Origin of the sequence: Streptomyces sp. NBC_01341, from assembly GCF_035946055.1 — a bacterium.
Taxonomy (GTDB): domain Bacteria; phylum Actinomycetota; class Actinomycetes; order Streptomycetales; family Streptomycetaceae; genus Streptomyces.
In genome coordinates, this window is sequence record NZ_CP108364.1 from 1,339,124 (window position 1) to 1,362,108 (window position 22,985).

The window sequence follows — 22,985 nt, forward strand, 5'->3', positions numbered from 1 at the left end:
CGGCGGCGGACGGCGTCCGCTGTGCACGATTCTGCCATTCCCGCGCCCCTGGAGCCGGTCTCCGGATCAGGAGCGCGGGGTGCAGAACGTGACTTAAGGGGTGTCTTCCCCGACCTGGCGGCCACCGAGGTGGTCCGGGGAGGGCGCACGCTCGAGCTCGTGACTGAGCTCTTCGAGCTCGCTCCCACCAGCCATCTGGCGGGTCAGCTCGTCCAGGGTGACGTCGTCCCTGGTGTGGCTGCCGGACATCGCGCCCCGCTTGAGCAGGACGAACCGGTCGCCCACCAGATAGGCGTGGTGCGGGTTGTGCGTGATGAGAACCACGCCGAGTCCGGCGTCCCTGGCGGCCGCGACGTACTTGAGGACGACCCCCGACTGCTTGACGCCGAGCGCCGCGGTCGGCTCGTCCAGGACGAGGACCTTGGCGCCGAAGTACACGGCGCGGGCGATGGCGACGCACTGCCGCTCGCCCCCGGAGAGGGTTCCGATGGGCTGGTCGACGTCACGCAGGTCGATGCCCATGCGCAGCAGTTCCGCACGCGTCGTCTCGCGCATCCGCCGGACGTCGAGGCGCTTGAAGGGGCCGGTGCCCTTCGTCGGCTCCGAGCCCAGGAAGAAGTTGCGCCAGACCGGCATGAGCGGCACGACGGCGAGGTCCTGGTAGACGGTGGCGATCCCCCGGTCCAGCGCGTCGCGCGGATTGGCGAGGGTCGTCTCCTCCCCCTCGACGAGGAAGCTTCCCGCGTCGTGCTTGTGGAGGCCTGCGATGATCTTGATGAGGGTCGACTTGCCTGCGCCGTTGTCACCGAGGACGCAGGAGATCTCCCCCGCCCGGACCTCCAGCGAGACGTTCTCCAGGGCCTTGATGTTGCCGTAGTACTTGCTGACGTCGTCGAGCTCGATCAGCGCGGGACCGGCCGTGTCCCGGGGTGCGGGAGCCTTGGTGGCCGTCATTTCGTCGCCTCCGCGCGCTTGCGTACCCATGCGTTGAGCAGGGTGGCCAGGAGCAGCATCGCTCCCAGGAAGAACTTGAACCAGTCGGGGTTCCACTCCGCGTACACGATGCCCTTGCTGGTCATGCCGAAGATGAGGGCGCCGATCGCCGATCCGATCGCGGAGCCGTAGCCACCGGTGATCAGGCAGCCGCCGATGACGGCAGCGATGATGTAGATCAGCTCGTTGCCCACACCCTCGCCGGACTGCACCACGTCGTAGGAGAACAGCAGGTGCTGCCCGGAGACCCAGGCGGCGAAGGCGACACCGAGGTAGAGCCCGATGCGCGTGCGGATCACCGGGACGCCGACCGCGCGGGCCGCGTCGGCCTGGCCGCCGACGGCGAAGATCCAGTTGCCGAAGCGGGTGCGGATCAGGATCCAGGTGGCGACGGCGATGAGCACCACCCACCACAGGATGGTGACCTTGAGCTCGACGCCGCCGATGGTGAGGTAGGACGCGAAGACCTTGCGGGCCGATTCGAAGCCCTCCATGTCACCGATGGCCTTGGTCGACACCGTTCCGCTGATGAGCTTGGTGAATCCCAGGTTGAGGCCGGTCAGCATCAGGAACGTGCCCAGCGTGATGATGAAGCTGGGCAGTTTGGTGCGGGTCAGCATGAAGCCGTTGAACGCACCGAAGCCCAGGGTGACGAGCAGCGACACGAAGACGCCCGTCCAGACGTTGGCGGTCAGCTGGTAGCTGAAGATCGAGGAGATCAGCGCCGAGCTGGTCACCATCACACCGGCGGAGAGGTCGAACTCACCGCCGATCATCAGGAGCGCCACCGGCACCGCCATGATCCCGATGGTGGAGGCCGCGTACAGGATCGTGCCCAGGCTGGACGGCCGCAGGAAGCTGTCCGCGATGATCGCGAAGAACAGGAAGACGGCCACGGCCCCGACGACCGAGCCGAGCTCGGGCCGGCCGAGCAGCTTGCGCAGCGGTGAGGTGTGCAGCAGGCGTTCGTCGGCGCCGGGCACCGCCGGTTGCCCGGTCGCGGTCATCGGGTTCCCCGCTTCGCGTACTCGGCAAGGGCGTCGGCGTCGTCGGCGGTGATGATCTGCGGGCCGGTCAGGACGGGCAGGCCGCCGCCGAGCACGTTCTGGTTGTAGCGGTAGAGCCAGAGCAGGTCGACGGCCTCGTAGCCCTGGAGGTAGGGCTGCTGGTCGACGGCGAAGCCGAGCGAGTCGTCCTGCAGTCCGGCGGCCACGCTCGCGTTGAGGTCGAAGGTGTCGACCTCCGCCTTGCTGCCCGCGGTCTTCTTCGCCTTGACGGCCGCGGCGGCGAACGGCGCGCCGAGGGTGACGACGGCGTCGATGTCCTGGTCCGCGCCGAGCTTGGCCTCGATCGACGCCTGGACGTCGGGCAGGTTCGTGCCGTCGACGTAGAGGTTCTCCATCGTCCCGTCGAAGGACTTCTTGGCGCCGGCACACCGCTGCTCGTGGCCGACGTTGCCCTGCTCGTGCAGGACGCACAGCGCCTTCTTGCGGCCGCGCTTGCCGAGCTCGTCACCGACGGCCTCGCCCGCGATGGACTCGTCCTGGCCGATGTGGGTGAGCGCGCCGAAGGCCTTGGACTCGGCGGAACCGGAGTTCACCGTGATGACGGGGATGCCCGCCTTGACGGCCTTGGTCACGACCGCCTTCAGCGAGTCGGGCTTGGCCAGCGAGACGATCAGGCCGTCGACCTTCTTGTCGATCGCGGTCTGGACGAGCTCGGCCTGCTGCTGTCCCTCGGCGTTGTGCGAGTACAGGAAGTTGATGTTGTCCTTGCCGGCCGCCTGCTCGGCGCCCTTCTGGACGATGTCCCAGAAGGTGTCGCCATCACCTGAGTGGGTGACCATGGCGAATGTCCAGCGGGGCGTGTTCACCGCGGACCGGCCCTCGGCGGCTTCCTTGGCCGCGCGCTCCTCCGCCCGCTTGCCGCCGGTGCTGCTGCATCCCGCGAGGGAGGCCGCCAGTACCGTTGCCAGCACGGCGCCCATCACGCGTACCCCTGTCCGAACCCTTGCCACGACGCCGTGCCCTTCTAGTGCTGCTCGCTGTGCTGCCTGGTGAGACCGGGAGAGCGGACTCGCCGCCCGGCCGGGCCAAGTATCCCCGAGCCCGGACCGGCGTGGCCCGGCAGGGGCGCGGGCCGCGCCCTCCCGACGTTCTAGCGACGTAGCATGACCTCGTCAATGCTTTTGTCCGAACATTCTTACGCGGAGCCGCCCGGAGGGCCTCAGGGGCGCACGAGCAGCTGGAACTCGAAGGCGTACCGCGAGGCCCGGTAGACGTGTGAGCCGAACTCGACCGCCCGGCCGCCGTCGTCGAAGGTCGTGCGCTCCATCGTCAGCAGCGGGGCCCCCACCGGCTCCGAGAGCGACTCGCTCTCCTCGGCGGTGGCGGCCCGGGCGCCGATGGTCTGGCGCGCGCTGTGCAGGGTGATCCCCGCGCCGCGCATCATCCGGTAGAGACCTGTCGTCTCCAGCCGCTCCGTGCCGAGGTCGAGCAGCCGTGGCGGGAGGTGGTTGCGCAGCAGGGCCACGGGCTCGTCGTGCGCGTAACGCACCCGCTCGACGAGATGGACGTCGGTGCCCTCCTCGACGCCGAGCGCGGCGGCGATCTCCGGCCCGGCCGGCTCGACCGTGTTGCGCAGGACCCGGGTGGAGGGCTGCCGGCCGGCGGTCTCCAGGTCGTCGTACAGGCTGCTCAGTTCGAGCGGGCGCTTGATGCGGCTGTGCACGATCTGGGTCCCGACGCCGCGCCGGCGCACCATCAGGCCCTTGTCGACGAGTGACTGGATCGCCTGGCGGACTGTGGGCCGGGAGAGGCCGAGCCGCGCGGCGAGCTCCAGTTCGTTGCCGAGGAGGCTGCCGGGTGCGAGCCGCCCCTGCTCGATGGCCGCCTCCAGCTGCTGGGCCAGCTGGTGGTAGAGCGGGACGGGGCTGGTGCGGTCCACGCCGAGCCCCAGAGCGGCGGAGTCGGCGGCGGGTTTGGGCACGGCAGGGAGCGTACCGCGTACCTTCGCGCCGCACCCTCCAATTTGTCAGGACATATAGTTGACAGTGCGTCGGCCGGGCGGCACGTTGAGTCCATGCGCATCGGACTCATCGGCACGGGCAGGATCGGTTCCTTCCACGCGGGCGTCCTGGCACGCCACCCCGGCGTCGGTTCCCTCGTGGTGGCCGACCCCGATGCCGTCCGGGCCGCGGAGGTCGCGGAGCGCACGGGCGCCACCGCGCTCGCCTCCGCGGAGGAGGTCATCGGCGCGGGGGTGGACGCCGTGGTGATCACATCGGCGACCTCGGCCCACGCGGACCTCATCGGGCGGGCGGCGCGGGCGGGCCTGCCCGCCTTCTGCGAGAAGCCGGTCGCTCTGGACCTGCGGGGAACCCTGGGCGCCCTGCACGAGGTCGAGCGCGCGGGAAGCGTGCTCCAGCTGGGATTCATGCGCAGGTTCGACGCGGGGTACGCCGCCGCGCGGACCGCGGTGCGGAGCGGGGCCCTGGGGCGGCTGCACACCGTACGGGCGTCGACCTCCGACCCCGCTCCCCCGCCCGCCGCCTATCTGCCGCTCTCCGGCGGGCTGTTCAGGGACTGCCTCGTGCACGACTTCGACATCCTGCGCTGGGTGACGGGCCGTGAGGTGACGGAGGTGTACGCAACCGGGTCGGACGCCGGCCCGGCGATGTTCCGCGCGGCCGGCGACGTGGACACGGCGGCGGCGCTGCTGACCCTGGACGACGGCACGCTCGCCACCGCCACCGCGACCCGCTGCAACGGCGCCGGTTACGACGTGCGCATGGAGCTGGCCGGCGAGCTGGACCAGATCGCGGTCGGCCTCGGCGACCGGACCCCCCTCACGTCCGCCGAGCCGGCGGGCCCGCCCGCCCCGGCGAAGCCGTGGCCCGGCTTCCTGGAGCGGTTCGCCCCGGCGTACGAGGCCGAGCTGGACGCGTTCCTCGGCGTCGTACGCGGGGAGCTGGCGAACCCGTGCGACGGCAGGGAGGCACTGCACGCGTTGCGCGTCGCCGAGGCGTGCGAGCTGTCGCGCCGGGAACACCGCCCCGTGCGGATGGCGGAGATTCCCGGCACCTGAGTCGCGCCACTCCCTCCACCGGTCTGCCGGGTTCAGCCTGGGCCGGTGCCCCGCGCCTCGTCCTCGTCCGCGTCCTCATGGAGGAGTTCCGCGTCGTGCACCAACAGGGCGATCTGGACACGGTTGTTGAGGTTCAGCCTGGCGAGGATGCGGGAGACGTGCGTCTTGACGGTGGCGACGCTGAGGTGCAGCGCGGCGGCGATCTCCGCGTTGGAGCTGCCGCGTCCGACGGCGGCCGCGACGTCCTGCTCGCGCTCACCGAGTCCGGCGAACCTGTGCCGCGCACGGGCTCTGCGGGCCCTGCCGTCATCCGCCGGGTCCCCCGCCGCGCGGGCCATGAGCCGGCGGGTGACGGCGGGCGACAGGACGGGTTCTCCGGCCGCGACCCGGCGGACCGCCTCGACGATCTGCGCGGGCGGGGTGTCCTTCAGGACGAAGCCCGCGGCGCCGGCGCGGATGGCGCGCAACACCTGCTCATCGGCGTGGAAGGTGGTGAGGACGACGACCTCGGGGGCGCCGGGCCTGCTCCGCAGGGCCTCGGTCGCGGCGAGGCCGTCCATGCCGGGCATCCGGATGTCCATGAGCACGACGTCGGGGTGCACCCGGTCGACCAGGGCCCCGACCTCGGTGCCGTCCGCGCCCTCCCCCACCAGGAGGATGCCGTCGGCCCCGCCCAGCATCAGGGCGAGCCCGGCGCGCACGAGCGGGTCGTCGTCGACGACGACGAGCCGGACCGGTGGTGTCTCCGGGGGCGTGGGAGTGCTCATGCCGGCCACGGTAGCCGGGCGCGCACCGTGAAACCGCCGTCGGGCCGGGATCCGTGGTCGAGGCTTCCGCCGGCGAGGGTCGCGCGTTCGGTCAGGCCGATGAGCCCCTGGCCGGATCCGGGGACGGGCTCGAAGGCGGCGTCGGGGGCGGGGTTGCCGACCTCGATCGTCAGCCCGTCGCCGGGGCCGCCGGCGACGGTGACGCGGACCGGGGCGCCGGGCGCGTGTTTGCGGGCGTTGGTCAGGGCCTCCTGGGCGATGCGGTAGACGGTGCGCCCGGTGGCGGCCGGTGCCCGGGCCGGTTCGGACACGCGGTTGTCCAGGGTGACCTCCATGCCGGCCGCACGGGATTCCTCGATCAGGGCCTCCAGCGTCACCAGGGTGGGCTGCGGCCTGTTCCCCTCGTCGCCCTCCCCGGGGGCGCGCAGGACACCGATGATCTCGCGCAGGTCCTGGAGGGCCTCGTGTGCGCTGTCCCGGATGACTCCGGCGGCACGGCCGACCTCGGCCGGTCGTGCGTCGGGCCGGAATTCGAGGGCGCCGGCGTGGACGCTGAGGAGTGTCAGGCGGTGGGCGAGCACGTCGTGCATCTCCCGGGCGATGGCCTCACGGGCCAGCCGCTGCGCCTGCTCCGCGCGGAGTGCCGCCTCGGTCTCGGCCCGGCGTGCCCGTTCGCGCAGGGAGACGACCAGCTGGCGCCGTGAGCGTACGGCCATGCCCCAGCTGAGGACGAGGAGGATCAGCAGGGCACCGATGACCACGGAGACGACGAAGGAGGTCTCGGGGTCCGGCCGCAGCATCGGCTGCAGGGGGGTGATGGCGAGGGCGGCCGCGCCGACGACGGCCACCGGCCGGAACGGCCGGTGCACGGCCAGGCTGAACAGACCGACCAGCGTGGCCCCGGCCGCCGCCGGCTCGACGAGGCTGACGGCCGTCAGGGCCGCGGCCACTCCGACGGGCCACCTCCGCCGGAGCCACAGTCCGCAGCACGCCGCGGCGCCGACGAGCGAGTCCGCGAAGACGACGCTGTCGGACGTGGTCGGATCGGCCTCGATCGCCGCGAGGGCGAGCACCCCGATGCCGGCGGCGCACAGGAAGGCCGTGATGTCGACGGCCCAGTCCCGCACGGTCCGGCGCGCCCTGCCCCGGTCGCCGGGCAACTCGTCGTCGGCCAGGGCCGAGGGCAGCAGCCAGCGGTACTCCGTGCGTGTCATGTCGACGAATCTACTCAGGCGGGGGACACGAAAAGACGGTTGCCGGCCAGGGAGACACCAAAGTCGCACGATCCGAGACTTTCGCCGTGCGCCCGCAGACCGACGGCGGACGCGGGCGTGCGGCGGGCCGCGCGAGCCTCGGTCCATGAAGAAATTCGTGGAGACGGCCGGGTTCATCGTGTTCGCGCAGGGTGTGGCCGGGCTGCTGCACGAGTGGACCGGCTGGTTCCGGCTGTGGGCGCTGGTGGCGCGGCTCGATGTCCTCGGCGGTTACGGGATCTTCGTCAGCATCGTGCTGGTCGTGACCGGCGCAGCCGTGATGATCGCGGCGGACTCCATCAGGACGTGACGCCGGCGTGACGACGTCCCCAGGCGGTGCCCGCCAGCACCAGCACGGCGCCCAGCAGCCCGGGCGCGCCGAGGCGTTCGCCGCCGATCGCGATGCCGGCCGCGGCAGCCCAGAGCGGTTCCGTACCGAGCAGGAGGCTGACCCGGGACGGCGAGGTGCGGCGTACCGACCACATCTGCACGAAGAACGCGAACAGCGTGCAGAAGACCGAGAGGAAGACCAGCCCGGTCCACTCGGCGGCGCCGAACCCCGCCGCCACCGTCCAGGGCGCCTCACCGGTGCCGGGGACGGCAGCCAGTACGGCGAAGACGGCGACCGCGCCGCCCAGTTGCACGGTGGTCAGGGACAGCGAGTCGGCGTCCTGGACCGCCTTGATGCGGGCCATGGCCAGGACGTGGACGGTCCGTGCGAGCGCCGCGAGCAGCATCAGGAGATCACCCCCCGAGGGGCGGGTGAAGCCGCCGCCCTGGGTCAGCAGCATCACGCCGGTGACCGAGAGCCCGGCGGCAGCGAGGAAGGGCCCCGGCGGGCGGACCCGGGTCACCGCGGCCTCCGCGAGCGGGGTGAAGATCATCGTGAGGCTGATGATGAGTCCGGCGTTGGTCGCCGAGGTGTGCACGACGCCGTACGTCTCCAGCAGGAAGATGACGCTGAGGACGAGGCCCAGGAGACTTGCGCCGCGCCACTGGGCCACCCGCAGGGTGCGGAGCCCGCGCCACCCGGCGACGGCCAGGACCGGCAGCACGATCGCGAAGCGGAGGACGAGGACGGCTACCACGGTGTGGGTGGTGGTGATGCCCTTGGCCGCGAGATAGCTGGCGCCCCAGACCGCGGCGACGAGCAGCAGCGGAAGGTCGGCGACGAACGCGCGGCGCGAGGGGGCGCGGGCGGGCAGGACGGCGGACGACACGTTGTTCTCCTGGTTCTCCACAGCGGGATCGGTGTGGAGACTTCGCCGGCTCGCACGGGGAGCGATCACCGTACCGAACGGACGGACGCCCCGGGAACCGCAGTCCGAAGGATGGCCCCGGCGCGCGGCCCAGGGGGTTGTCACCGGCCCGAACCGGTGTCCCCGCGGCGCCGGCTCCTCCTAGAATGTCGGCCTTGGGACGCTCGGACACACGGAGTTGGGCACATGGGTGGAGCGCGGCTGGACGGACGGGTCGAGCGGGGGAACCAGACCAGGCAACTGGTGCTGGGGCGCGCGGTCCACGTCGCCTCGACCGAGGGGCTGGAGGGGCTGTCGCTCGGTCGGCTGGCCACCGAGCTCAAACTGAGCAAGAGCGGTGTGTTCGCCCTGTTCGGCTCCAAGGAGGAACTGCAGCTCGCCACCGTCCGCGCCGCCGTGAGCGTCTTCGTCGAGCACGTGCTGACACCGACCCGGGCGGCGCCGCCGGGACTCGGCCGCGTCTGGCGCATGTGCGAGAGCTGGCTCTCCTACTCGCAGCGCCGGGTGTTCAGCGGCGGCTGTTTCTTCTACGCGACCATCGCCGAGTTCGACTCCCGGGAGGGCAAGGTGCACGACGCCCTGGCCTCCACGCAGACCGGCTGGGTCACCTTCGTGGAGGAGACGATCGAGGAGGCCCGGGTGCGGGGCGAGCTCGCGGCGGACACCGACGTCTCCCAACTCGCCTTCGAGCTCATCGCGTTCATGGAACTGGCCAATGCGGAGTCGGTCCTGCACAACAACAGCCCCGGCTACGCGAAGGCTGCGCGGGCCATCCTGGGCCGGCTGCGCGCCGCCGCCCCCGACCCGGCGTTGCTTCCTCCGGCCCCCTGAGACGCTCCCCGCGAACCGCCGGAGGGCCTCGTCCGGACGGCGCACACGCCCGCTCAGAGGTCGCGCTCGAAGGTCCCGAACCGTGCGCGGCCCCCCGCCCGGTAGGTCTGGATCGCGATGCCACTGCCGGTGGTCCTGGCATCCAGCAGTTCGAACTCCGTCGGCTGTCCGCCCTCCGGGAAGAGCCGTCGGCCCGTGCCCAGGTAGACCGGGTGGACGAGCAGGTTGTACTCGTCGATCAGGCCGTGCGCCATCAGGGACTGCGCGAGGGCGCCGCTGCCGTGGATCTGCAGCTCGCCCTCCTCCGTCCGTTCCTTCAGTCCGGCGATCTCGGCGGGCACGTCACGCGCGATGACGGTGGTGTTCTCCCAGTCCGGGTCGGTGAGGGTGGTGGACACGACGTGCTTGGGCAGAGTGTTGAGCCGGGAGGCGACCGGGTCCTCCGGATCGGTGACCCGGGGCCAGTAGGAGGCGAAGATGTCGTACGTGCGCCGCCCCAGGAGATAGGCACCCGAGCGGTCGAAGACCTCTCCGATGAAGGCGCCCATGTCCGCGTCCGCGAACGGCACCAGCCATCCGCCGTGCTCGAATCCTCCGGTGGTGTCCTCGTCCGGTCCCCCGGGGGCCTGCATCACGCCGTCGAGTGACACGAACGTGGTGAGCGTCAGCTTCGCCATGATCCTGCTCCTTCACCTCGCTGCCGCGTGTCCGGCAGTCCGCGCGCCTGTGCTTGTCATGACCCCACTGTCGGGCGGAACTCATCGGTGCGCCCGGCGGGGCTCCACCGCACCCGTCCGGTGGCGGTTCCCCGCGCCGCGTCCCCCGGTGACCCGGCCTACGCTGGCGGGGACGGCACGCGAACGAAACGGGAGACCATGAGCCAGACACCGACCCCGGTCCGCAACCTCCGCGACGGAAGCACCGTCCCCGCCGTGGGCCTCGGCACCTGGCCGCTCGACGACGAGGACGCGGAGAAGGCCGTGGCCGGAGCGCTCGGCATCGGCTACCGGCTCGTGGACACGGCGCTGAACTACGGCAACGAGCGGGGCACGGGCCGCGGTATCGCCCGCGCGGGGGTACCGAGGGAGGAGCTGTTCGTCACGACGAAGGTCCCGGGCCGGCACCACGGCTACGAGGAGACGCTGGCCTCGTTCGAGGAGTCCCGGAGCAACCTGGGACTGGAGTACGTCGACCTGTACCTCATCCACTGGCCGCTGCCCCGGGTCGACAGGTACGTGGACACCTGGAAGGCCATGATCAAGCTTCGCCGGGACGGACTCGTCCGCTCGATCGGCGTCTCCAACTTCACGGCGGCCCACCTGGACCGGCTGGAGCGCGAGACGGGCGTCCTGCCGGCGGTGAACCAGATCGAGATGCACCCCCTGCTCCCGCAGGAGGAGCTGCGGGCCGTGCACACGGCGAAGGGCATCGTCACGGAGAGCTGGAGCCCGCTGGCCCGGGGGCGTCAGGTCCTGGAGACCCCCGAGGTGATCGCGGCCGCCACCAACCACGGCGTGACGCCCGGCCAGGTGGTGTTGAGGTGGCACACCCAGCTGGGTGCCGTGCCGATTCCCAAGTCCGCGGACCCGGGGAGGCAGCGGGAGAACCTCGACCTGTTCGGGTTCGAGCTCACACAGCGGGAACTCGACCTCATCGGGGCCCGGCCCCCGCACCGCTTCGGCGGGGACCCCGACACGCACGAGGAGTTCTGACCCGGCCGGCCCGGCGGCCCACCGTGCCGGGCCGCCGGGGCCCGCCGCGGGCACCCGGGGTCACCGGTTGCGCGGGGTGACCTCCGCCATCCGGGACCAGTCGTCGCCGGGCACGTCGACGTTGATGATCTCCGGAACCTCCGTGACGAGATCGGACATGGTGTCGATCGCCGCCTTGAAGTGCTCCGAGTTCACGTGTGCCACGCCCGCCTCCTGGGAGGCGAAGGCTTCGAGCAGGACGAACTGGTCCGGATTCTCGACGCTGTAGGACCAGTCGAAGAAGAGGTTGCCCGGCTCCTGACGGGTGGCCAGGGTGAATGCCTCCATGGCGGGCAGCCAGTTGTCCCGCTCGGCGGTACGCACGGTGAACTTGACGGCGATGAAGATCATGGCGTCTCCAGGTCGGTAGGGCGGCGTTCCGGCCAGGGTCCCATATGCCCGCAGGACGGGCACGAACCGGCACACCAGCCCACGGGCGCTACCCGCCGAGCTCCTCGTGACGGGTGGTCAGCCGCGCCGCGCCCTCCTCGGTGAGCGAGCCGAAGAGCCGGAGCCGCGAGATCCCGCCGTCAGGGTGGATGTCGATCCGGACATGCGTACCACGCACCGGTGCGGGCAGCACGAACCGGTGGTTCGTGTCCGGCTGCAGCCGCGTGCGGGGCAGGAGTTCGGTCCACGGCGCGTCCTCCCCCTCGCTCACGGAGACCGTCGCCCAGCCGGCCGCGTTGCCCTTCAGGTAGGCCGTGTCGATCTCCAGCGCCCGGATCTCGGACTCCTCGGCCAGCCGGTAGCGGATCCAGTCGTTGCCCTTGTCCCTGCGGCGGCGGGTCTCCCAGCCGTCGTCCATCTTGCGGGAGCGGCCCGGCGCGATGGTGTTGGTCGCCGGGGAGTAGAAGCGGTCGGAGGCGTCCTCGACCTGCCCGCCGTTCTCCAGGGCGACGAGGTCGAACGTGCCGAGGGCCGCCAGCCACGCGGGGTCGGGGGCGACCTCGCCGTGGACCCGCAGCCGGGCGATGCCTCCGTCGGGGTGCTGGTTGACGCGCACATGGGTGAAGCGCCGGCCGGCGTCGACCGCGAAGCCGTTGGCCGCGTGTCCGCCGACGGGTGTACGGGGGAGCAGGGTCGTCCACTCCACTCCGGGGGCCAGAAGGTCCTCGGGGGACGGGGAGCCCGGCAGCGAGGTCGCCTCCACGGAGACGGACTGCGGGTAGTTGCCGCGGAAATGGGCGGTGTCGACGACGATGCCCCGTACGACGCCGGGTGCGCCGAGGCGCACGAGAGCCCAGTCGTGGTCCGCGTCGGTGGGGTGCGGCTCGGCGGCGCTCGCGCCGCGCCGGCGGCGGGTCTCCCAGCCGTCCATGATCTTGCCCTTGTGTCCGAAGCGCTCCGGGTCGAACTCCGCCGGTTCCGGCTTCAGCATGTTCTCGCGTTCGGCGAAGAACTCGTCGTTGGCGGCGATGACGCCGCCGCCGAGCCGCCGGTCGGCCAGGTCCACGAGGGAGGTGAAGGCGAAGTCGGCGGTGCGGTAGTCGGCGTACGGGTCGCCGCCCGCGTACGGGTGCGCGTCGCCGGTGAAGTGCGGTGTCGCTGTCATGGTCAGTGGTTCCTCTCCAGGAGACGGCCGGCCGGTTCGGCGAGTTCGCCGTCCGCCGCGATCCGGCTGCCGCGGAGCCAGGTGGACTTGACGACACCGTGCAGGGTCCGTCCGGCGTAGGCGGTGACCTGGTTGCGGTGGAAGAGTCCGGCGGGGTCGACGGTGAAGGTCTCGTCGGGTGCGAGCACGGCGAAGTCGGCGTCCCGGCCCGCCTCGATGGCGCCCTTGCGGGTCAGTCCGGCGAGGGCGGCGGGGGCGGCGGACATCCAGCGGACGACGTCGTCCAGGGTGTGTCCACGCCGGCGCGCCTCGGTCCAGATGGCGGGCAGGCCCAGTTGGAGCGACGAGATCCCGCCCCAGGCGGAGGCGAAGTCGGGCGTCTTGAGGTCGGTGGTGCACGGGGAGTGGTCGGAGACGATGCAGTCGATCGTGCCGTCGGCGAGCCCTTCCCAGAGGGCGTCCTGGTTGGCGGCCTCACGGATCGGCGGGCAGCACTTGAACTCCGTTGCCCCGTCCGGGACTTCCTCGGCGGTCAGCGTGAGGAAGTGCGGGCAGGACTCCACCGTGACGCGCACACCCTCACGCCTGGCGGCCGCGATCAGCGGGAGAGCGTCGCTGGAGGACAGGTGCAGCACGTGGACCCGGGCGTTCAGGCGCCTCGCGTGGGCGATCAGACCCTCGATCGCGGCGTTCTCCGCGTCACGCGGCCGGGACGCCAGGAAGTCCGCGTACTTCTCCCCGCTCCGCTGCGGAGCGTCGGCCAGGTGGTGGGGATCCTCGGCATGCACGATCAGCAGACCGCCGAAACCGGCGATCTCCGCCATGGACCGGGCCAGCTGCTCCTGGTCCAGCTCGGGAAACTCCTCCACCCCGGACGGCGACAGGAAACACTTGAAGCCGAAGACCCCCGCCTCGTACAGCGGACGCAGATCCTTGACGTTGGACGGCAGCGCGCCGCCCCAGAAACCGACGTCGACGTGCGCCTTGGGGGCGGCGACCTGTTGCTTCACCCGCAGGTGCTCGACCGTGGTGGTCGGCGGGAGGGAGTTCAGGGGCATGTCGAGGAGGGTCGTGATGCCGCCCGCCGCGGCCGCGCGCGTGGCGGTCCAGAAGCCCTCCCACTCGGTGCGCCCGGGGTCGTTCACATGGACGTGGGTGTCGACCAGGCCCGGCAGGATCACGTCGTCGCCGAAGTCCTCGACTCGGGCGCCGCCCGGCACCTCGGCGTCGTAGGGCAGGACGGCCTCGATCTCCCCGTCCGCGACGGACACCGCTGCGGCGCGGGTTCCCTCAGGGGTGACGACACGCGTCGAGCGGAGTACCAGTTTCGGGTCCACACCGGGCACCTGTGCTCCTCACGCAGAAATTCAACGAACTGTTGAAGGAGTCTTCACTCGGGGAAGCGACCCGTCAAGAGCCCCCCTCCCTGCCGGACGGCAACCTGGAAAGCACACCGTCTCGATTGGACATTTCCACGAAGTAAAAGTTCATTTTCGCCAGACGGAACGTAGAATGGACCAGGAGAGGCGTCACCCGGCTGCCGGCCGAACGCGCGCCGGACCGTCGACACCAGGACAAAACAGGTCCTGACCGGCAAGGACGCCGCACCGGGAGCAGTGGGCCGATCGGGAACGGCCCGGTAGGCTGCTGCCTTGCCTCCGCTTCGAAAGGACCGTTGACGTGCCGCCGTCCCACGCCAGCACTTCCGACTCCAAGCCCGCCGGTCCCAGTGGCGGGGTCCAGTCCCTCGAGCGCGCCTTCGATCTGCTGGAGCGCATGGCGGACGCCGGGGGCGAGGTCGGACTCAGCGAGCTCGCCGCGAGCAGCGGCCTCCCGCTGCCCACCATCCACCGGCTCATGCGCACCCTCGTCGTGTGCGGGTACGTACGCCAGCAGCCCAACCGCCGCTACGCCCTCGGCCCGCGCCTGATCCGGCTCGGCGAGTCCGCGTCCCGGCTGCTGGGCACGTGGGCGCGGCCCTACCTCCAGCGCCTGGTCGAGGAGACCGGCGAGACGGCGAACATGGCGCTGCTCGACGGCGACGAGATCGTGTACGTCGCCCAGGTACCGTCGAAGCACTCGATGCGCATGTTCACCGAGGTGGGCCGCCGCGTGCTCCCGCACTCCACCGGCGTGGGCAAGGCGCTCCTCGCGCACACCCCCGCCGAGGAGGTACGCGCCCTGCTGGCGCGTACGGGCATGCCGGCCGCCACCGAGAAGACGATCACCACTCCGGACGGCTTCCTCGACGCCCTGGAACAGGTGCGCAGGGCGGGCTACGCCGTGGACGACAACGAGCAGGAGATCGGGGTGCGCTGCCTCGCGGTCCCGGTCCCGGACTCACCCACTTCGGCGGCCATCTCGATCTCGGGGCCTGCGGGCCGGGTGACCGAGACGGCGACCGAGCGGATCGTGCCGATCCTGCAGCAGATCGCGAAGGAGCTGTCCGAGGCCCTGGCCAGCAGCGGACCCGCCTCCTGACGTCACCCCCCGGGCCGACGGCCGCATGCAGCCCAGGTGGACGCGCCCCCGGGGGGCGCCCCGAGGGCGCGGCGCCGGCGGTACACCCCGTCAGGACCGGGGCTCCCGGGCGATCGGCAGACCCCCTCCGGCCCGGGGCTCCCGGTTCGCCTCGGCGTATCGTCAGGTCAGGTCTTCGGTGACTCCCCGAAGAGATCGACGGCGTTCCGCACCTCGCGCAGCCCAGGGGCCAGTGCGCTGACCGAGCCGATGGCCCCGGCGACCAGCAGCAGCGAGCGGCGTAACCGGGGAACCTCGGGCGCGCCACCGGCCGCCATCGAGTCCAGCGCGGCCAGCTCGTCCTCGGCGATGCCCCGGTCCGGGAACTCGGCCCGGTGTCCGGCCAGCTCCCGGCGGAGCCTGGAGACGGCGGTGCGCAACTCCGCGGCCCTCGGATCCCCACCGCTTCCGGTCAATCGCTCCTGCCCCACGCTTCGCAACAAAGCACTCCCCCTCGCACAACATCGTGCCGGTGTGTCGACCCGCCCCCCACGGCGGCCAAATGCCTGGGCGTGTCCGTCAGTTAACGCTATGAAAGGTGACGCGCGCCACTCTCCGGACGCGGAACCCGGGTCCCCGAGGAGTGACGCCCATGAAGCGGATCCGAGGGGCACAGTGGTATCCAGGGCGCATGGCTCACACACAACGGATCCCCGTGGTCGCAGGGGTACTGCTCGCGGCGGGCGGCGGGCGGCGCCTGGGCGGACGGCCGAAGGCACTGCTGGAACATCACGGCCGTCCCCTCGTCGAGCATGCGGTGCGCTCCCTGCGCAACGGCGGGTGCGGGCCCGTCCGCGTCGTGCTGGGCGCCGCGGCGGAGGAGGTCCGGGCGCGGGCGGACCTGTCCGCGTGCGCGGTGACGGTGAACAGCCTGTGGGAGGAGGGCATGGGCTCGTCCCTCCGGGCGGGCCTGGGCGACCTCACCGGGCTGGAGGCGGACGCGGCGCTCGTACTCCTCGTGGACCAGCCCGGCATCGGGCCGGAGGCGGTGGCCAGGGTCCGCTCGGCCTACCGTTCGCGGATGACCCTGGCGGCCGCCTCGTACGACGGGAGGCGCGGCCATCCGGTGCTGTTCGGTGCCGACCGGTGGACGGACATCACGGCCGGCGCGGTCGGCGACCAGGGGGCGCGCGCCTATCTGAAGGCGCATCGCGACGCCATCACCCTCGTCGAGTGCTCCGACGTGGCGCAGGCGTACGACATCGACACGGCCGAGGACCTCAGGCACCTCGCGTGAGAGCACCGCGCGCGGCCTGGCACGCCGCGCCATCGGGACCGCATCTCTGTCGACCCGGAGAATCTCGATATCAACAAACCATTGAACTTCCACCATGAGGAAACTAATATCCACTGATCAGAAGCACGCGGCACCGATGCCGCGCCGCTTCCGCACCTGGACGGCACTCACGGCCGCATCCCGGAGCCAGGGCACCCCGTGCCACTTCAGGCGACCCGGCGGCCGTGGGACGTCGCCCGCGCCGCCCCGCTGAAGGAGTGACAGCTCATGTCCGCACCAGCGCCGTCCCCGCTGGCCATCGTCGACGCCGAGCCCCTGCCGAGGCAGGACGAGGTCCTGACCGATGCGGCCCTCGCGTTCGTGGCCGAGCTGCACAGGCAGTTCACGCCCCGGCGTGACGAGCTGCTCGCCCGCCGAGGCGAGCGCCGGGCCGAGATCGCCCGCACCTCCACCCTGGACTTCCTGCCGGAAACGGAAGCGGTCCGCGTGGACGACACCTGGAAGGTCGCCCCGGCCCCGGCCTCGCTGGACGACCGCCGGGTCGAGATCACCGGTCCCACCGACCGCAAGATGACCATCAACGCCCTGAACTCGGGCGCCAAGGTCTGGCTCGCGGACTTCGAGGACGCGTCCGCCCCCACGTGGGAGAACGTGATCACCGGCCAGCTCAACCTGATCGACGCGTACAACCGGAACATCGACTTCACCGACCCGAAGTCGGGCAAGTCCTACGCGCTCAAGCCCGCCGACGAGCTCGCGACCGTCGTCACCCGCCCGCGCGGCTGGCACCTGAACGAGCGCCACCTCCAGCTCGACGGCACCCCGGTGCCGGGCGCCCTGGTCGACTTCGGCCTGTACTTCTTCCACAACGCGCAGCGCCTGATCGACCTCGGCAAGGGCCCGTACTTCTACCTCCCCAAGACGGAGTCCCACCTGGAGGCGCGCCTCTGGAACGACATCTTCGTCTTCGCCCAGGACTACGCCGGCATCCCGCAGGGCACGGTCCGCGCGACCGTCCTGATCGAGACGATCACCGCCGCGTACGAGATGGAGGAGATCCTCTACGAGCTCCGCGACCACGCCTCCGGGCTGAACGCGGGCCGCTGGGACTACCTCTTCTCCATCGTCAAGAACTTCCGTGACGGCGGCTCGAAGTTCGTCCTGCCGGACCGCAACCTGGTCACGATGACCGCCCCGTTCATGCGGGCGTACACCGAACTCCTCGTCCGTACCTGCCACAAGCGCGGCGCGCACGCCATCGGCGGCATGGCCGCCTTCATCCCCTCACGGCGCGACGCCGAGGTGAACAAGGTCGCCTTCGAGAAGGTCAAGGCCGACAAGGACCGCGAGGCGAACGACGGCTTCGACGGCTCCTGGGTGGCCCACCCGGACCTCGTCCCGATCGCCATGGCCTCCTTCGACGCCGTCCTCGGCGACAGCCCGAACCAGAAGGACCGCCTGCGCGAGGACGTCTCCGTGGCGGCCGGCGACCTGATCGCCATCGACACGCTGGACGCGAAGCCCTCGTACGACGGCCTGCGCAACGCGGTCGCGGTCGGCATCCGCTACATCGAGGCGTGGCTGCGGGGCATGGGCGCGGTCGCCATCTTCAACCTGATGGAGGACGCGGCCACCGCCGAGATCTCGCGCTCGCAGATCTGGCAGTGGATCAACGCGGACGTGGTCTTCGAGAACGGCGAGCACGCCACGGCGGACCTGGCCCGCAAGGTCGCGGCCGAGGAACTGGCCGCGATCCGCACGGAGATCGGCGACGAGGCCTTCGACTCCGGCAGGTGGCAGCAGGCCCACGACCTGCTGCTCCAGGTCTCCCTGGACCAGGACTACGCGGACTTCCTGACGCTGCCGGCGTACGAGCAGCTGGGCTGACGCGCGGCCCGGAGCGCCGCACCCCCGCCGGGCGACGGGCGGGGGTGCGGCGTTCCGAAGGACGGGGCGGCCACCCCGGAAAGGACGCACGACCAGGAGTGTACGTTCGTACGCTCTGGCTGTAGGCTCCCCGCATGACTGTCGACGTACTGAGTCGGCCGACCACGGCCGATCGGCATGCCCGTATCGCCGTCGCCGTGCTGTTTTTCACCAACGGCGCCCTGTTCGCCAACCTCCTGCCGCGGTATCCCCAGATCAAGGCGGACCTCGGTCTGAGCAACGCGGCCTACGGGCTGGCCGTCGCCGCCTTCCCCGCCGGGGCGATCGCCGCGGGGCCGGCCGCCGGAGTGGTCGTACGGCGGCTGGGGTCGGCGCGGGCCGCGGTGGCCGGGACCCTTGTGACCGGGGCCGGGATCCTGGCAGCGGGCCTTGCCGACTCCGTCGCCCTGTTCGCCGGGGCCCTGTTCCTGGCCGGCGCGATGGACGCGATCACGGACGTCGCGCAGAATGCCCACGGTCTGCGGGTGCAGCGCCGCTACGGGCGCTCCGTCATCAACTCGTTCCACGCGATCTGGTCCATCGGTGCCGTCACCGGCGGTTCCATGGCCGCGGCGGCCATCGCACTCGGCCTGTCGCGCGGGCAGCATCTGACCCTCTCGGCCGTCGTCTTCGCCGTCGCCGCGTGCGTCGCCCTGCGGTTCTGCCTCTCCGGCCCCGACACCGATCCGGTGTCCGGGTCCACCACCGACGGCATACCGGAACGGGCGGCGGGGGCCGCCGCCCGGGGACGCCGCACCGTGTGGGTGCTGACCGCACTCGTCCTGATCGCCACCGCCGGGACGCTGGTCGAGGACGCGGGCAGCTCCTGGGCGACGCTCTACCTGTCCGGCTCGCTGCACGCGTCGGTGACCCTGGCGGCCTTCGGCTACATCGCCCTGGTGGGGGCGCAGTTCATCGGCCGCAGCATCGGCGACAGGCTCGTCGACCGGTTCGGGCAGCGCACCGTGGCACGGGCCGGGGGGATCGTCGCCGCGGGCGGCATGGGGCTGGCCCTGGCCGTGCCGACGGTATCCGGGACCGTACTCGGCTTCGCGGCGGCCGGGTTCGGCGTGGCGACCCTGGTGCCCGCCGCGATGCACGAGGCCGATGAACTGCCGGGCCTGAAGCCCGGTTCGGGGCTGGCGATCGTGTCATGGCTGATGCGCCTGGGCTTCCTCGCCTCACCGCCGGTCGTCGGTCTGGTCACCGACGCGACAAGCCTCCGGGTGGGGCTGCTCGTGGTCCCGCTCGCCGGACTGCTCGCCTTCCTGTTCTCGGGAGTGCTCCGGAACCGGCGCCGGTAGGCACCGCCCCGTCGGCTTCAGCCCGGCAGCACCACCGTCCGCTGTGCCGAGAAGTCGCCCCAGGTGCCGTCCGGGAGCTTGGGGCGGATCTTGAGCGAGTAGCGGGTGCCGGGCGGGTCGGCGAGAGTGAGCCGGTACGTCGCCCGCCCCGCGGGCGGAGTGCCGCCCCAGACGATCGTGGTCGTCATCCTCCCGTTGAGGAACAGCTGGTACGCGGGAATCGTGCCGCCGGTGTCCGGCTGGTCCCAGGTGAGGTCGACGAGGAACTCCTTGCCGTCCGGCTGCGTCTCGGCCCGCAGGCCGGTGGGCGCCGTGCTCGCGGGGGCGCCGGGAGCGGCCGGGGTGGTGAGGTCGAGGGCGCCGCTGTCCGGGGACGACGTGTCCGCGGCGTCCCGGGCCCGCACGGTGAACGTGTAGACCGTGCCGGGCCGCAGCCCGGTGAGCCGGGCCGTGGTCCGCGTGCCGGAGACGCTGTGGATCCTGGAGTCCTCCTGGTAGATGTCGTACGACGTCACGCCCACGTCGTCGGTGGAGCCGCCCCAGGAGAGCGTGACCGTCCGGCTGCCGTCCGCCCTTCCCCGCAACGCGACGGGTGCCGTGGGGGGTTCCTCGTCGGCGGGGGTCGGAGCGGGCGTGGTGACGGGGACGGCGGCGCTCGGGTCGGAGAGGTTCCCCGCGGCGTCGCGGGCCCGGACCGTGAAGGTGTACGCGGTCGAGGCGGTCAGGCCGTCGACGTCCGTCATCAGCTTCGCGGCGGGCACCGTGGCGACCTTCTCGCCCTCGCGGTAGACGTCGTAGCCGGTGATCCCCTTGTTGTCGGAGGCCCGCTCCCACATGACGTGGGCGGTGGTCGCGCTGCCGGCCTGCGCGGTCACCCCCTGGGGGGCGGTCGGCTTTCCGGTGTCCGCTTCGGCGGACCCCGCGCAGGAGGTGAGCGCGGCTATGAGCAGCGCGGTGGAGCAGGTCAACGCGGTGCGTGCGTGGGGGCGTTGCACGGTGATGCCTTCCATCCGGAGCAATGGTCCAGACCTATATCCCACGGGGACGGGGGTGCGGACAAGAGGGCGGATCGAAACGTTCCACGACACCTGGGGCGAGTTCGCCACGCGAGAGAGGGCCGGAGGCGAATGCGAACGCGCCAGGGCCTCAACCCGGAAGGCCAGGGCGGCAGTTCAGGGCACTCCGACCACCTCTGCCACTGCCGTTCGGGGCGCGGGATGCGTGGGACGTCTCCATGAGAACCACACTTTATTTGCACGTTCAACATGCCTATGGTCTACTTCCCCCCGAACGGAACCCGGAAAATCGTACAATCATGGCGAAACCCTGGCACCGATCGCCCGGGCAGGCCGCACCACGCACCCCTGTGGTCGCGCGCTGCCCGCTTCCCTGTCGCACTGCCAATCCCGGCGCTGCGGCCATGACGGCTTCTGCATGGATGCGCTCACGCGCGTCGACTACTGATTGAGGACAAGCACACACATGACTGGCACGTCCAGGCGGTCCATTCTGGGCATGGCCGGCTTCACTACGGCAGCCGTCGCCGTAGCCGGAACCGGCATCCTCCGCTCGAACGACTCCGGCGACGACGCGGTGCTGGCAGCCAGCGTCCTCCCGGGCGTGAGCGAGCCGACACACTCCACGCTGGCCCCGTTCACGGACCCGCTGCGGATCCCTCCCACGCTGAGGCCCGGGAAGAAGGGCGTCACGGAGATCGATCTCGTCGAGGCCCGTCTCCGCCTGCACTCGCAGATGCCCACCACCCGTCTGTGGACCTACAAGGGACACTTCCCCGGCCCCACGATCGAGGCGCGCCGCGGGCACACGTTCCGGATCGCCTGGAACAACAGGCTGGCCGGCACCACGCCCGTGAAGGCCGTCTGGGTGCACGGCGAGGGCCCCGGCCCCGGCCTCCTGCCCTACAACCGCCCGGGAACCGAGGGCGCGTACCCGCGCCCCGAGGTCGACAAGCTCACCGCGTGGACGACGGTGCACCTGCACGGCGGACACCAGAACGCCATCAACGACGGCGCGGCCGAGTACGGAGTCGGCCCCGGCTCCACACAGTTGGCCGAGTACGCCAACGACCAGGCGGCGACGCACCTCTTCTACCACGATCACGCCATGGCGGTGACCGCGCTCAACGTGGCGGCGGGCCTCGTGGGCAACTACATCGTCCGCGACAAGGAGGAGTCCCGACTGGACCTGCCCAGCGGTGACTACGAGATCCCGCTGGCGATCCAGGACGTCAACTTCGACACGGACACGAAGGGACGGCTCAACGGGCAGGTCGTCTTCAAGCGGATCATCGGCGGGTCCGGCGCCCCCGAACCCGGCACGCTGCCGTCGGCGCTGTCCGTCCTCGCTCCCTTCACCCTGGTCAACGGCGTCGTCTGGCCGCACCTCGAAGTGGAGGCCCGCGCCTACCGCTTCCGCGCCGTCAACACATCGGACACCCGGATCTACCGGCTCGTCGTCGTCGACGAGGAGACCGGGAAGGCCGTCCCCGGCGCCATGAAGCTGATCGGCACCGACATGGGTCTCCTCGGGAAGCCGCAGACCGTCGAGGAGGCGATCTCCCTCTCCCCCGCCGAGCGCGCGGACGTCGTGATCGACTTCGCCGCCTTCCCCGGAAAGCGGCTCAAGCTCGTCAACACCATCGCGGGACAGCAGCCCGGAGCGCCCCTTCCGGACTTCGCCATCCCCTACCCCGAAGTCATGCAGTTCCGCGTCAGCAAGAAGCGACACGCGCCGACCCCTCTTCCGACAACGTTGTCAGGATCGTTCCGCAAGCTCAAGGCATCCGACATCCCGTCGAATGCCACCGAGCGGTTCGTCATGACGGCCTTCGACAGGACCGGCGGGATGCCGCAGCTCTGGGAGATGCAGGAGGTGGCGTCGGACACGCCGTCCGAGGACGGCATCGTGCAGATCGTGATGGCGGGCAGGACCCGGACGCTGCGCCGTACGGCCGCCATGTTCGAGGACACCACCACCTTCTTCGCGGCCGCGGGCACCTGGGAGAAGTGGCACTTCATCAGCGCGGGTCCGGCGGAGCTGCCGATCTACCACCCGATGCACATCCACCTGATGAACTTCCAGGTCATCGACCGGCGGGCCGTGGACGGTTCGGGCCTGGACGTCAGCGCCGGCCGGACGAAGAAGCCTCTGACCCTGGGTGCGCCGATGCCCGTCGCTCCCGAGGAGTCGGGCTGGAAGGACACCATCACGGTCACCGCCAACAGCCTTGTCACGGTGGCCGGACGCCTCGCCGACCAGACCGGCAAGGTGATGTACCACTGCCACATCATGTCCCACGAGGACGAGGGGATGATGCGGCCGTTCGTGATCATGCCGCCGGCGATCCACGAGATCCACGCCATGTCGATGGCCATGAACGGGGCCATGGGGACGAGCGGAACGAAGGGCATGCACTCCGGCATGACGATGTGACATCGGCCCGGCACGGCGTGACGGCGTCATTCCGACCCCGCACGGCGTGC

22 protein-coding genes are annotated in these 22,985 nt (G+C 71.2%); 9 read left to right on the plus strand and 13 right to left on the minus strand.

Annotated elements, in window-relative coordinates; translation table 11 throughout:
• Positions 1–93 precede the first annotated feature (93 nt).
• The 4 genes from OG206_RS05975 to OG206_RS05990 form a co-directional block, all read right to left on the minus strand.
• Entirely contained in the window at positions 94–954 is an 861-nt protein-coding gene (locus OG206_RS05975) for an ATP-binding cassette domain-containing protein (RefSeq protein WP_327112951.1), read from the minus strand.
• On the minus strand, positions 951–2,000 hold the full coding sequence (locus OG206_RS05980; RefSeq protein ID WP_327112953.1) for an ABC transporter permease: 1,050 nt from the start codon (positions 1,998–2,000) through the stop codon (positions 951–953). The genes OG206_RS05975 and OG206_RS05980 overlap by 4 nt, the downstream gene beginning before the upstream one ends.
• The gene (locus OG206_RS05985; RefSeq protein WP_442805806.1) at positions 1,997–3,010 is read right to left on the minus strand and encodes a sugar ABC transporter substrate-binding protein; all 1,014 of its coding nucleotides are present in this window, start codon (positions 3,008–3,010) and stop codon (positions 1,997–1,999) included. The genes OG206_RS05980 and OG206_RS05985 overlap by 4 nt, the downstream gene beginning before the upstream one ends.
• Before the next feature lie 209 nt (positions 3,011–3,219).
• Positions 3,220–3,981, minus strand: coding sequence for a GntR family transcriptional regulator (locus tag OG206_RS05990; RefSeq protein ID WP_327112955.1), 762 nt, complete (start codon positions 3,979–3,981; stop codon positions 3,220–3,222).
• A gap of 93 nt (positions 3,982–4,074) precedes the next feature.
• Between OG206_RS05990 and OG206_RS05995 the strand changes: the two genes are divergently transcribed.
• Complete coding sequence (locus OG206_RS05995; RefSeq protein ID WP_327112957.1) at positions 4,075–5,079, plus strand: Gfo/Idh/MocA family protein; 1,005 nt, start codon at positions 4,075–4,077, stop codon at positions 5,077–5,079.
• Positions 5,080–5,111: 32 nt separating this feature from the next.
• On the opposite strand, the gene OG206_RS06000 is transcribed toward OG206_RS05995, so the two are convergent.
• Complete coding sequence (locus OG206_RS06000) at positions 5,112–5,846, minus strand: response regulator transcription factor (RefSeq protein WP_327112959.1); 735 nt, start codon at positions 5,844–5,846, stop codon at positions 5,112–5,114.
• Positions 5,843–7,060: a sensor histidine kinase gene (locus tag OG206_RS06005; RefSeq protein ID WP_327112961.1), complete on the minus strand. Its 1,218-nt coding sequence runs from the start codon at positions 7,058–7,060 to the stop codon at positions 5,843–5,845. The genes OG206_RS06000 and OG206_RS06005 overlap by 4 nt, the downstream gene beginning before the upstream one ends.
• A 145-nt stretch (positions 7,061–7,205) precedes the next feature.
• Here OG206_RS06005 and OG206_RS06010 point away from each other — a divergent pair, with 145 nt between their 5' ends.
• Positions 7,206–7,409, plus strand: coding sequence for a hypothetical protein (locus OG206_RS06010; protein ID WP_327112963.1), 204 nt, complete (start codon positions 7,206–7,208; stop codon positions 7,407–7,409).
• Here the strand turns inward: OG206_RS06010 and OG206_RS06015 are convergent.
• Entirely contained in the window at positions 7,399–8,319 is a 921-nt protein-coding gene (locus OG206_RS06015; protein ID WP_327122197.1) for a DMT family transporter, read from the minus strand. The two genes, OG206_RS06010 and OG206_RS06015, sit on opposite strands and share 11 nt — an antisense overlap.
• Before the next feature lie 225 nt (positions 8,320–8,544).
• On the opposite strand from OG206_RS06015, the gene OG206_RS06020 reads away from it, so the two are divergent.
• On the plus strand, positions 8,545–9,189 hold the full coding sequence (locus OG206_RS06020) for a TetR/AcrR family transcriptional regulator (protein ID WP_327112965.1): 645 nt from the start codon (positions 8,545–8,547) through the stop codon (positions 9,187–9,189).
• 53 nt (positions 9,190–9,242) lie between these two features.
• Here the strand turns inward: OG206_RS06020 and OG206_RS06025 are convergent, their stop codons facing one another.
• Positions 9,243–9,866, minus strand: coding sequence for a dihydrofolate reductase family protein (locus OG206_RS06025; RefSeq protein WP_327112967.1), 624 nt, complete (start codon positions 9,864–9,866; stop codon positions 9,243–9,245).
• 198 nt (positions 9,867–10,064) lie between these two features.
• On the opposite strand from OG206_RS06025, the gene OG206_RS06030 reads away from it, so the two are divergent.
• Positions 10,065–10,901: an aldo/keto reductase gene (locus OG206_RS06030; protein WP_327112969.1), complete on the plus strand. Its 837-nt coding sequence runs from the start codon at positions 10,065–10,067 to the stop codon at positions 10,899–10,901.
• Between the two features lie 60 nt (positions 10,902–10,961).
• Here the strand turns inward: OG206_RS06030 and OG206_RS06035 are convergent, their stop codons facing one another.
• The 3 genes from OG206_RS06035 to allB form a co-directional block, all read right to left on the minus strand.
• Positions 10,962–11,291: a putative quinol monooxygenase gene (locus tag OG206_RS06035; protein ID WP_327112971.1), complete on the minus strand. Its 330-nt coding sequence runs from the start codon at positions 11,289–11,291 to the stop codon at positions 10,962–10,964.
• A gap of 88 nt (positions 11,292–11,379) precedes the next feature.
• A complete protein-coding gene (gene alc / locus OG206_RS06040) occupies positions 11,380–12,495 on the minus strand; it encodes an allantoicase (RefSeq protein WP_327112973.1) in 1,116 nt (371 codons plus the stop codon).
• 2 nt (positions 12,496–12,497) lie between these two features.
• Positions 12,498–13,841, minus strand: coding sequence for an allantoinase AllB (gene allB, locus OG206_RS06045; protein WP_327112976.1), 1,344 nt, complete (start codon positions 13,839–13,841; stop codon positions 12,498–12,500).
• A gap of 334 nt (positions 13,842–14,175) precedes the next feature.
• On the opposite strand from allB, the gene OG206_RS06050 reads away from it, so the two are divergent.
• Positions 14,176–14,976, plus strand: a complete 801-nt coding sequence (locus OG206_RS06050; RefSeq protein WP_327112978.1) for an IclR family transcriptional regulator — start codon at positions 14,176–14,178, stop codon at positions 14,974–14,976.
• 167 nt (positions 14,977–15,143) lie between these two features.
• Here OG206_RS06050 and OG206_RS06055 read toward each other — a convergent pair whose 3' ends face one another.
• Positions 15,144–15,446 (minus strand): DUF5955 family protein, encoded by a 303-nt coding sequence (locus OG206_RS06055; protein ID WP_327112980.1) that lies wholly within the window; start codon positions 15,444–15,446, stop codon positions 15,144–15,146.
• Positions 15,447–15,646: 200 nt separating this feature from the next.
• Between OG206_RS06055 and OG206_RS06060 the strand changes: the two genes are divergently transcribed.
• From OG206_RS06060 to OG206_RS06070, 3 genes are all read left to right on the plus strand, one after another.
• Positions 15,647–16,252: a nucleotidyltransferase family protein gene (locus OG206_RS06060; protein WP_327112982.1), complete on the plus strand. Its 606-nt coding sequence runs from the start codon at positions 15,647–15,649 to the stop codon at positions 16,250–16,252.
• Between the two features lie 267 nt (positions 16,253–16,519).
• On the plus strand, positions 16,520–18,139 hold the full coding sequence (gene aceB, locus OG206_RS06065) for a malate synthase A (protein ID WP_327112984.1): 1,620 nt from the start codon (positions 16,520–16,522) through the stop codon (positions 18,137–18,139).
• A gap of 134 nt (positions 18,140–18,273) precedes the next feature.
• Complete coding sequence (locus OG206_RS06070; protein WP_327112986.1) at positions 18,274–19,482, plus strand: MFS transporter; 1,209 nt, start codon at positions 18,274–18,276, stop codon at positions 19,480–19,482.
• A gap of 17 nt (positions 19,483–19,499) precedes the next feature.
• Here OG206_RS06070 and OG206_RS06075 read toward each other — a convergent pair whose 3' ends face one another.
• Complete coding sequence (locus OG206_RS06075) at positions 19,500–20,492, minus strand: fibronectin type III domain-containing protein (protein WP_327112988.1); 993 nt, start codon at positions 20,490–20,492, stop codon at positions 19,500–19,502.
• A gap of 472 nt (positions 20,493–20,964) precedes the next feature.
• Here OG206_RS06075 and OG206_RS06080 point away from each other — a divergent pair, with 472 nt between their 5' ends.
• Positions 20,965–22,935, plus strand: a complete 1,971-nt coding sequence (locus OG206_RS06080) for a multicopper oxidase family protein (protein ID WP_327112990.1) — start codon at positions 20,965–20,967, stop codon at positions 22,933–22,935.
• Positions 22,936–22,985: the final 50 nt, after the last annotated feature.

Bases quoted from the DNA above. Each gene is read 5' to 3' on its own strand.
- OG206_RS06005 (WP_327112961.1), bottom strand. From the start codon at position 7,060: ATGACACGCACGGAGTACCGCTGGCTGCTGCCCTCGGCCCTGGCCGAC.
- OG206_RS06000 (WP_327112959.1), bottom strand. From the start codon at position 5,846: ATGAGCACTCCCACGCCCCCGGAGACACCACCGGTCCGGCTCGTCGTC.
- OG206_RS06075 (WP_327112988.1), bottom strand. From the start codon at position 20,492: ATGGAAGGCATCACCGTGCAACGCCCCCACGCACGCACCGCGTTGACC.
- alc (WP_327112973.1), bottom strand. From the start codon at position 12,495: ATGACAGCGACACCGCACTTCACCGGCGACGCGCACCCGTACGCGGGC.
- OG206_RS05995 (WP_327112957.1), top strand. From the start codon at position 4,075: ATGCGCATCGGACTCATCGGCACGGGCAGGATCGGTTCCTTCCACGCG.
- OG206_RS05975 (WP_327112951.1), bottom strand. From the start codon at position 954: ATGACGGCCACCAAGGCTCCCGCACCCCGGGACACGGCCGGTCCCGCG.
- OG206_RS06035 (WP_327112971.1), bottom strand. From the start codon at position 11,291: ATGATCTTCATCGCCGTCAAGTTCACCGTGCGTACCGCCGAGCGGGAC.
- OG206_RS06010 (WP_327112963.1), top strand. From the start codon at position 7,206: ATGAAGAAATTCGTGGAGACGGCCGGGTTCATCGTGTTCGCGCAGGGT.
- OG206_RS06060 (WP_327112982.1), top strand. From the start codon at position 15,647: ATGGCTCACACACAACGGATCCCCGTGGTCGCAGGGGTACTGCTCGCG.
- OG206_RS05980 (WP_327112953.1), bottom strand. From the start codon at position 2,000: ATGACCGCGACCGGGCAACCGGCGGTGCCCGGCGCCGACGAACGCCTG.
- aceB (WP_327112984.1), top strand. From the start codon at position 16,520: ATGTCCGCACCAGCGCCGTCCCCGCTGGCCATCGTCGACGCCGAGCCC.
- OG206_RS06025 (WP_327112967.1), bottom strand. From the start codon at position 9,866: ATGGCGAAGCTGACGCTCACCACGTTCGTGTCACTCGACGGCGTGATG.
- OG206_RS06020 (WP_327112965.1), top strand. From the start codon at position 8,545: ATGGGTGGAGCGCGGCTGGACGGACGGGTCGAGCGGGGGAACCAGACC.
- OG206_RS06080 (WP_327112990.1), top strand. From the start codon at position 20,965: ATGACTGGCACGTCCAGGCGGTCCATTCTGGGCATGGCCGGCTTCACT.
- OG206_RS06070 (WP_327112986.1), top strand. From the start codon at position 18,274: ATGACTGTCGACGTACTGAGTCGGCCGACCACGGCCGATCGGCATGCC.
- OG206_RS06030 (WP_327112969.1), top strand. From the start codon at position 10,065: ATGAGCCAGACACCGACCCCGGTCCGCAACCTCCGCGACGGAAGCACC.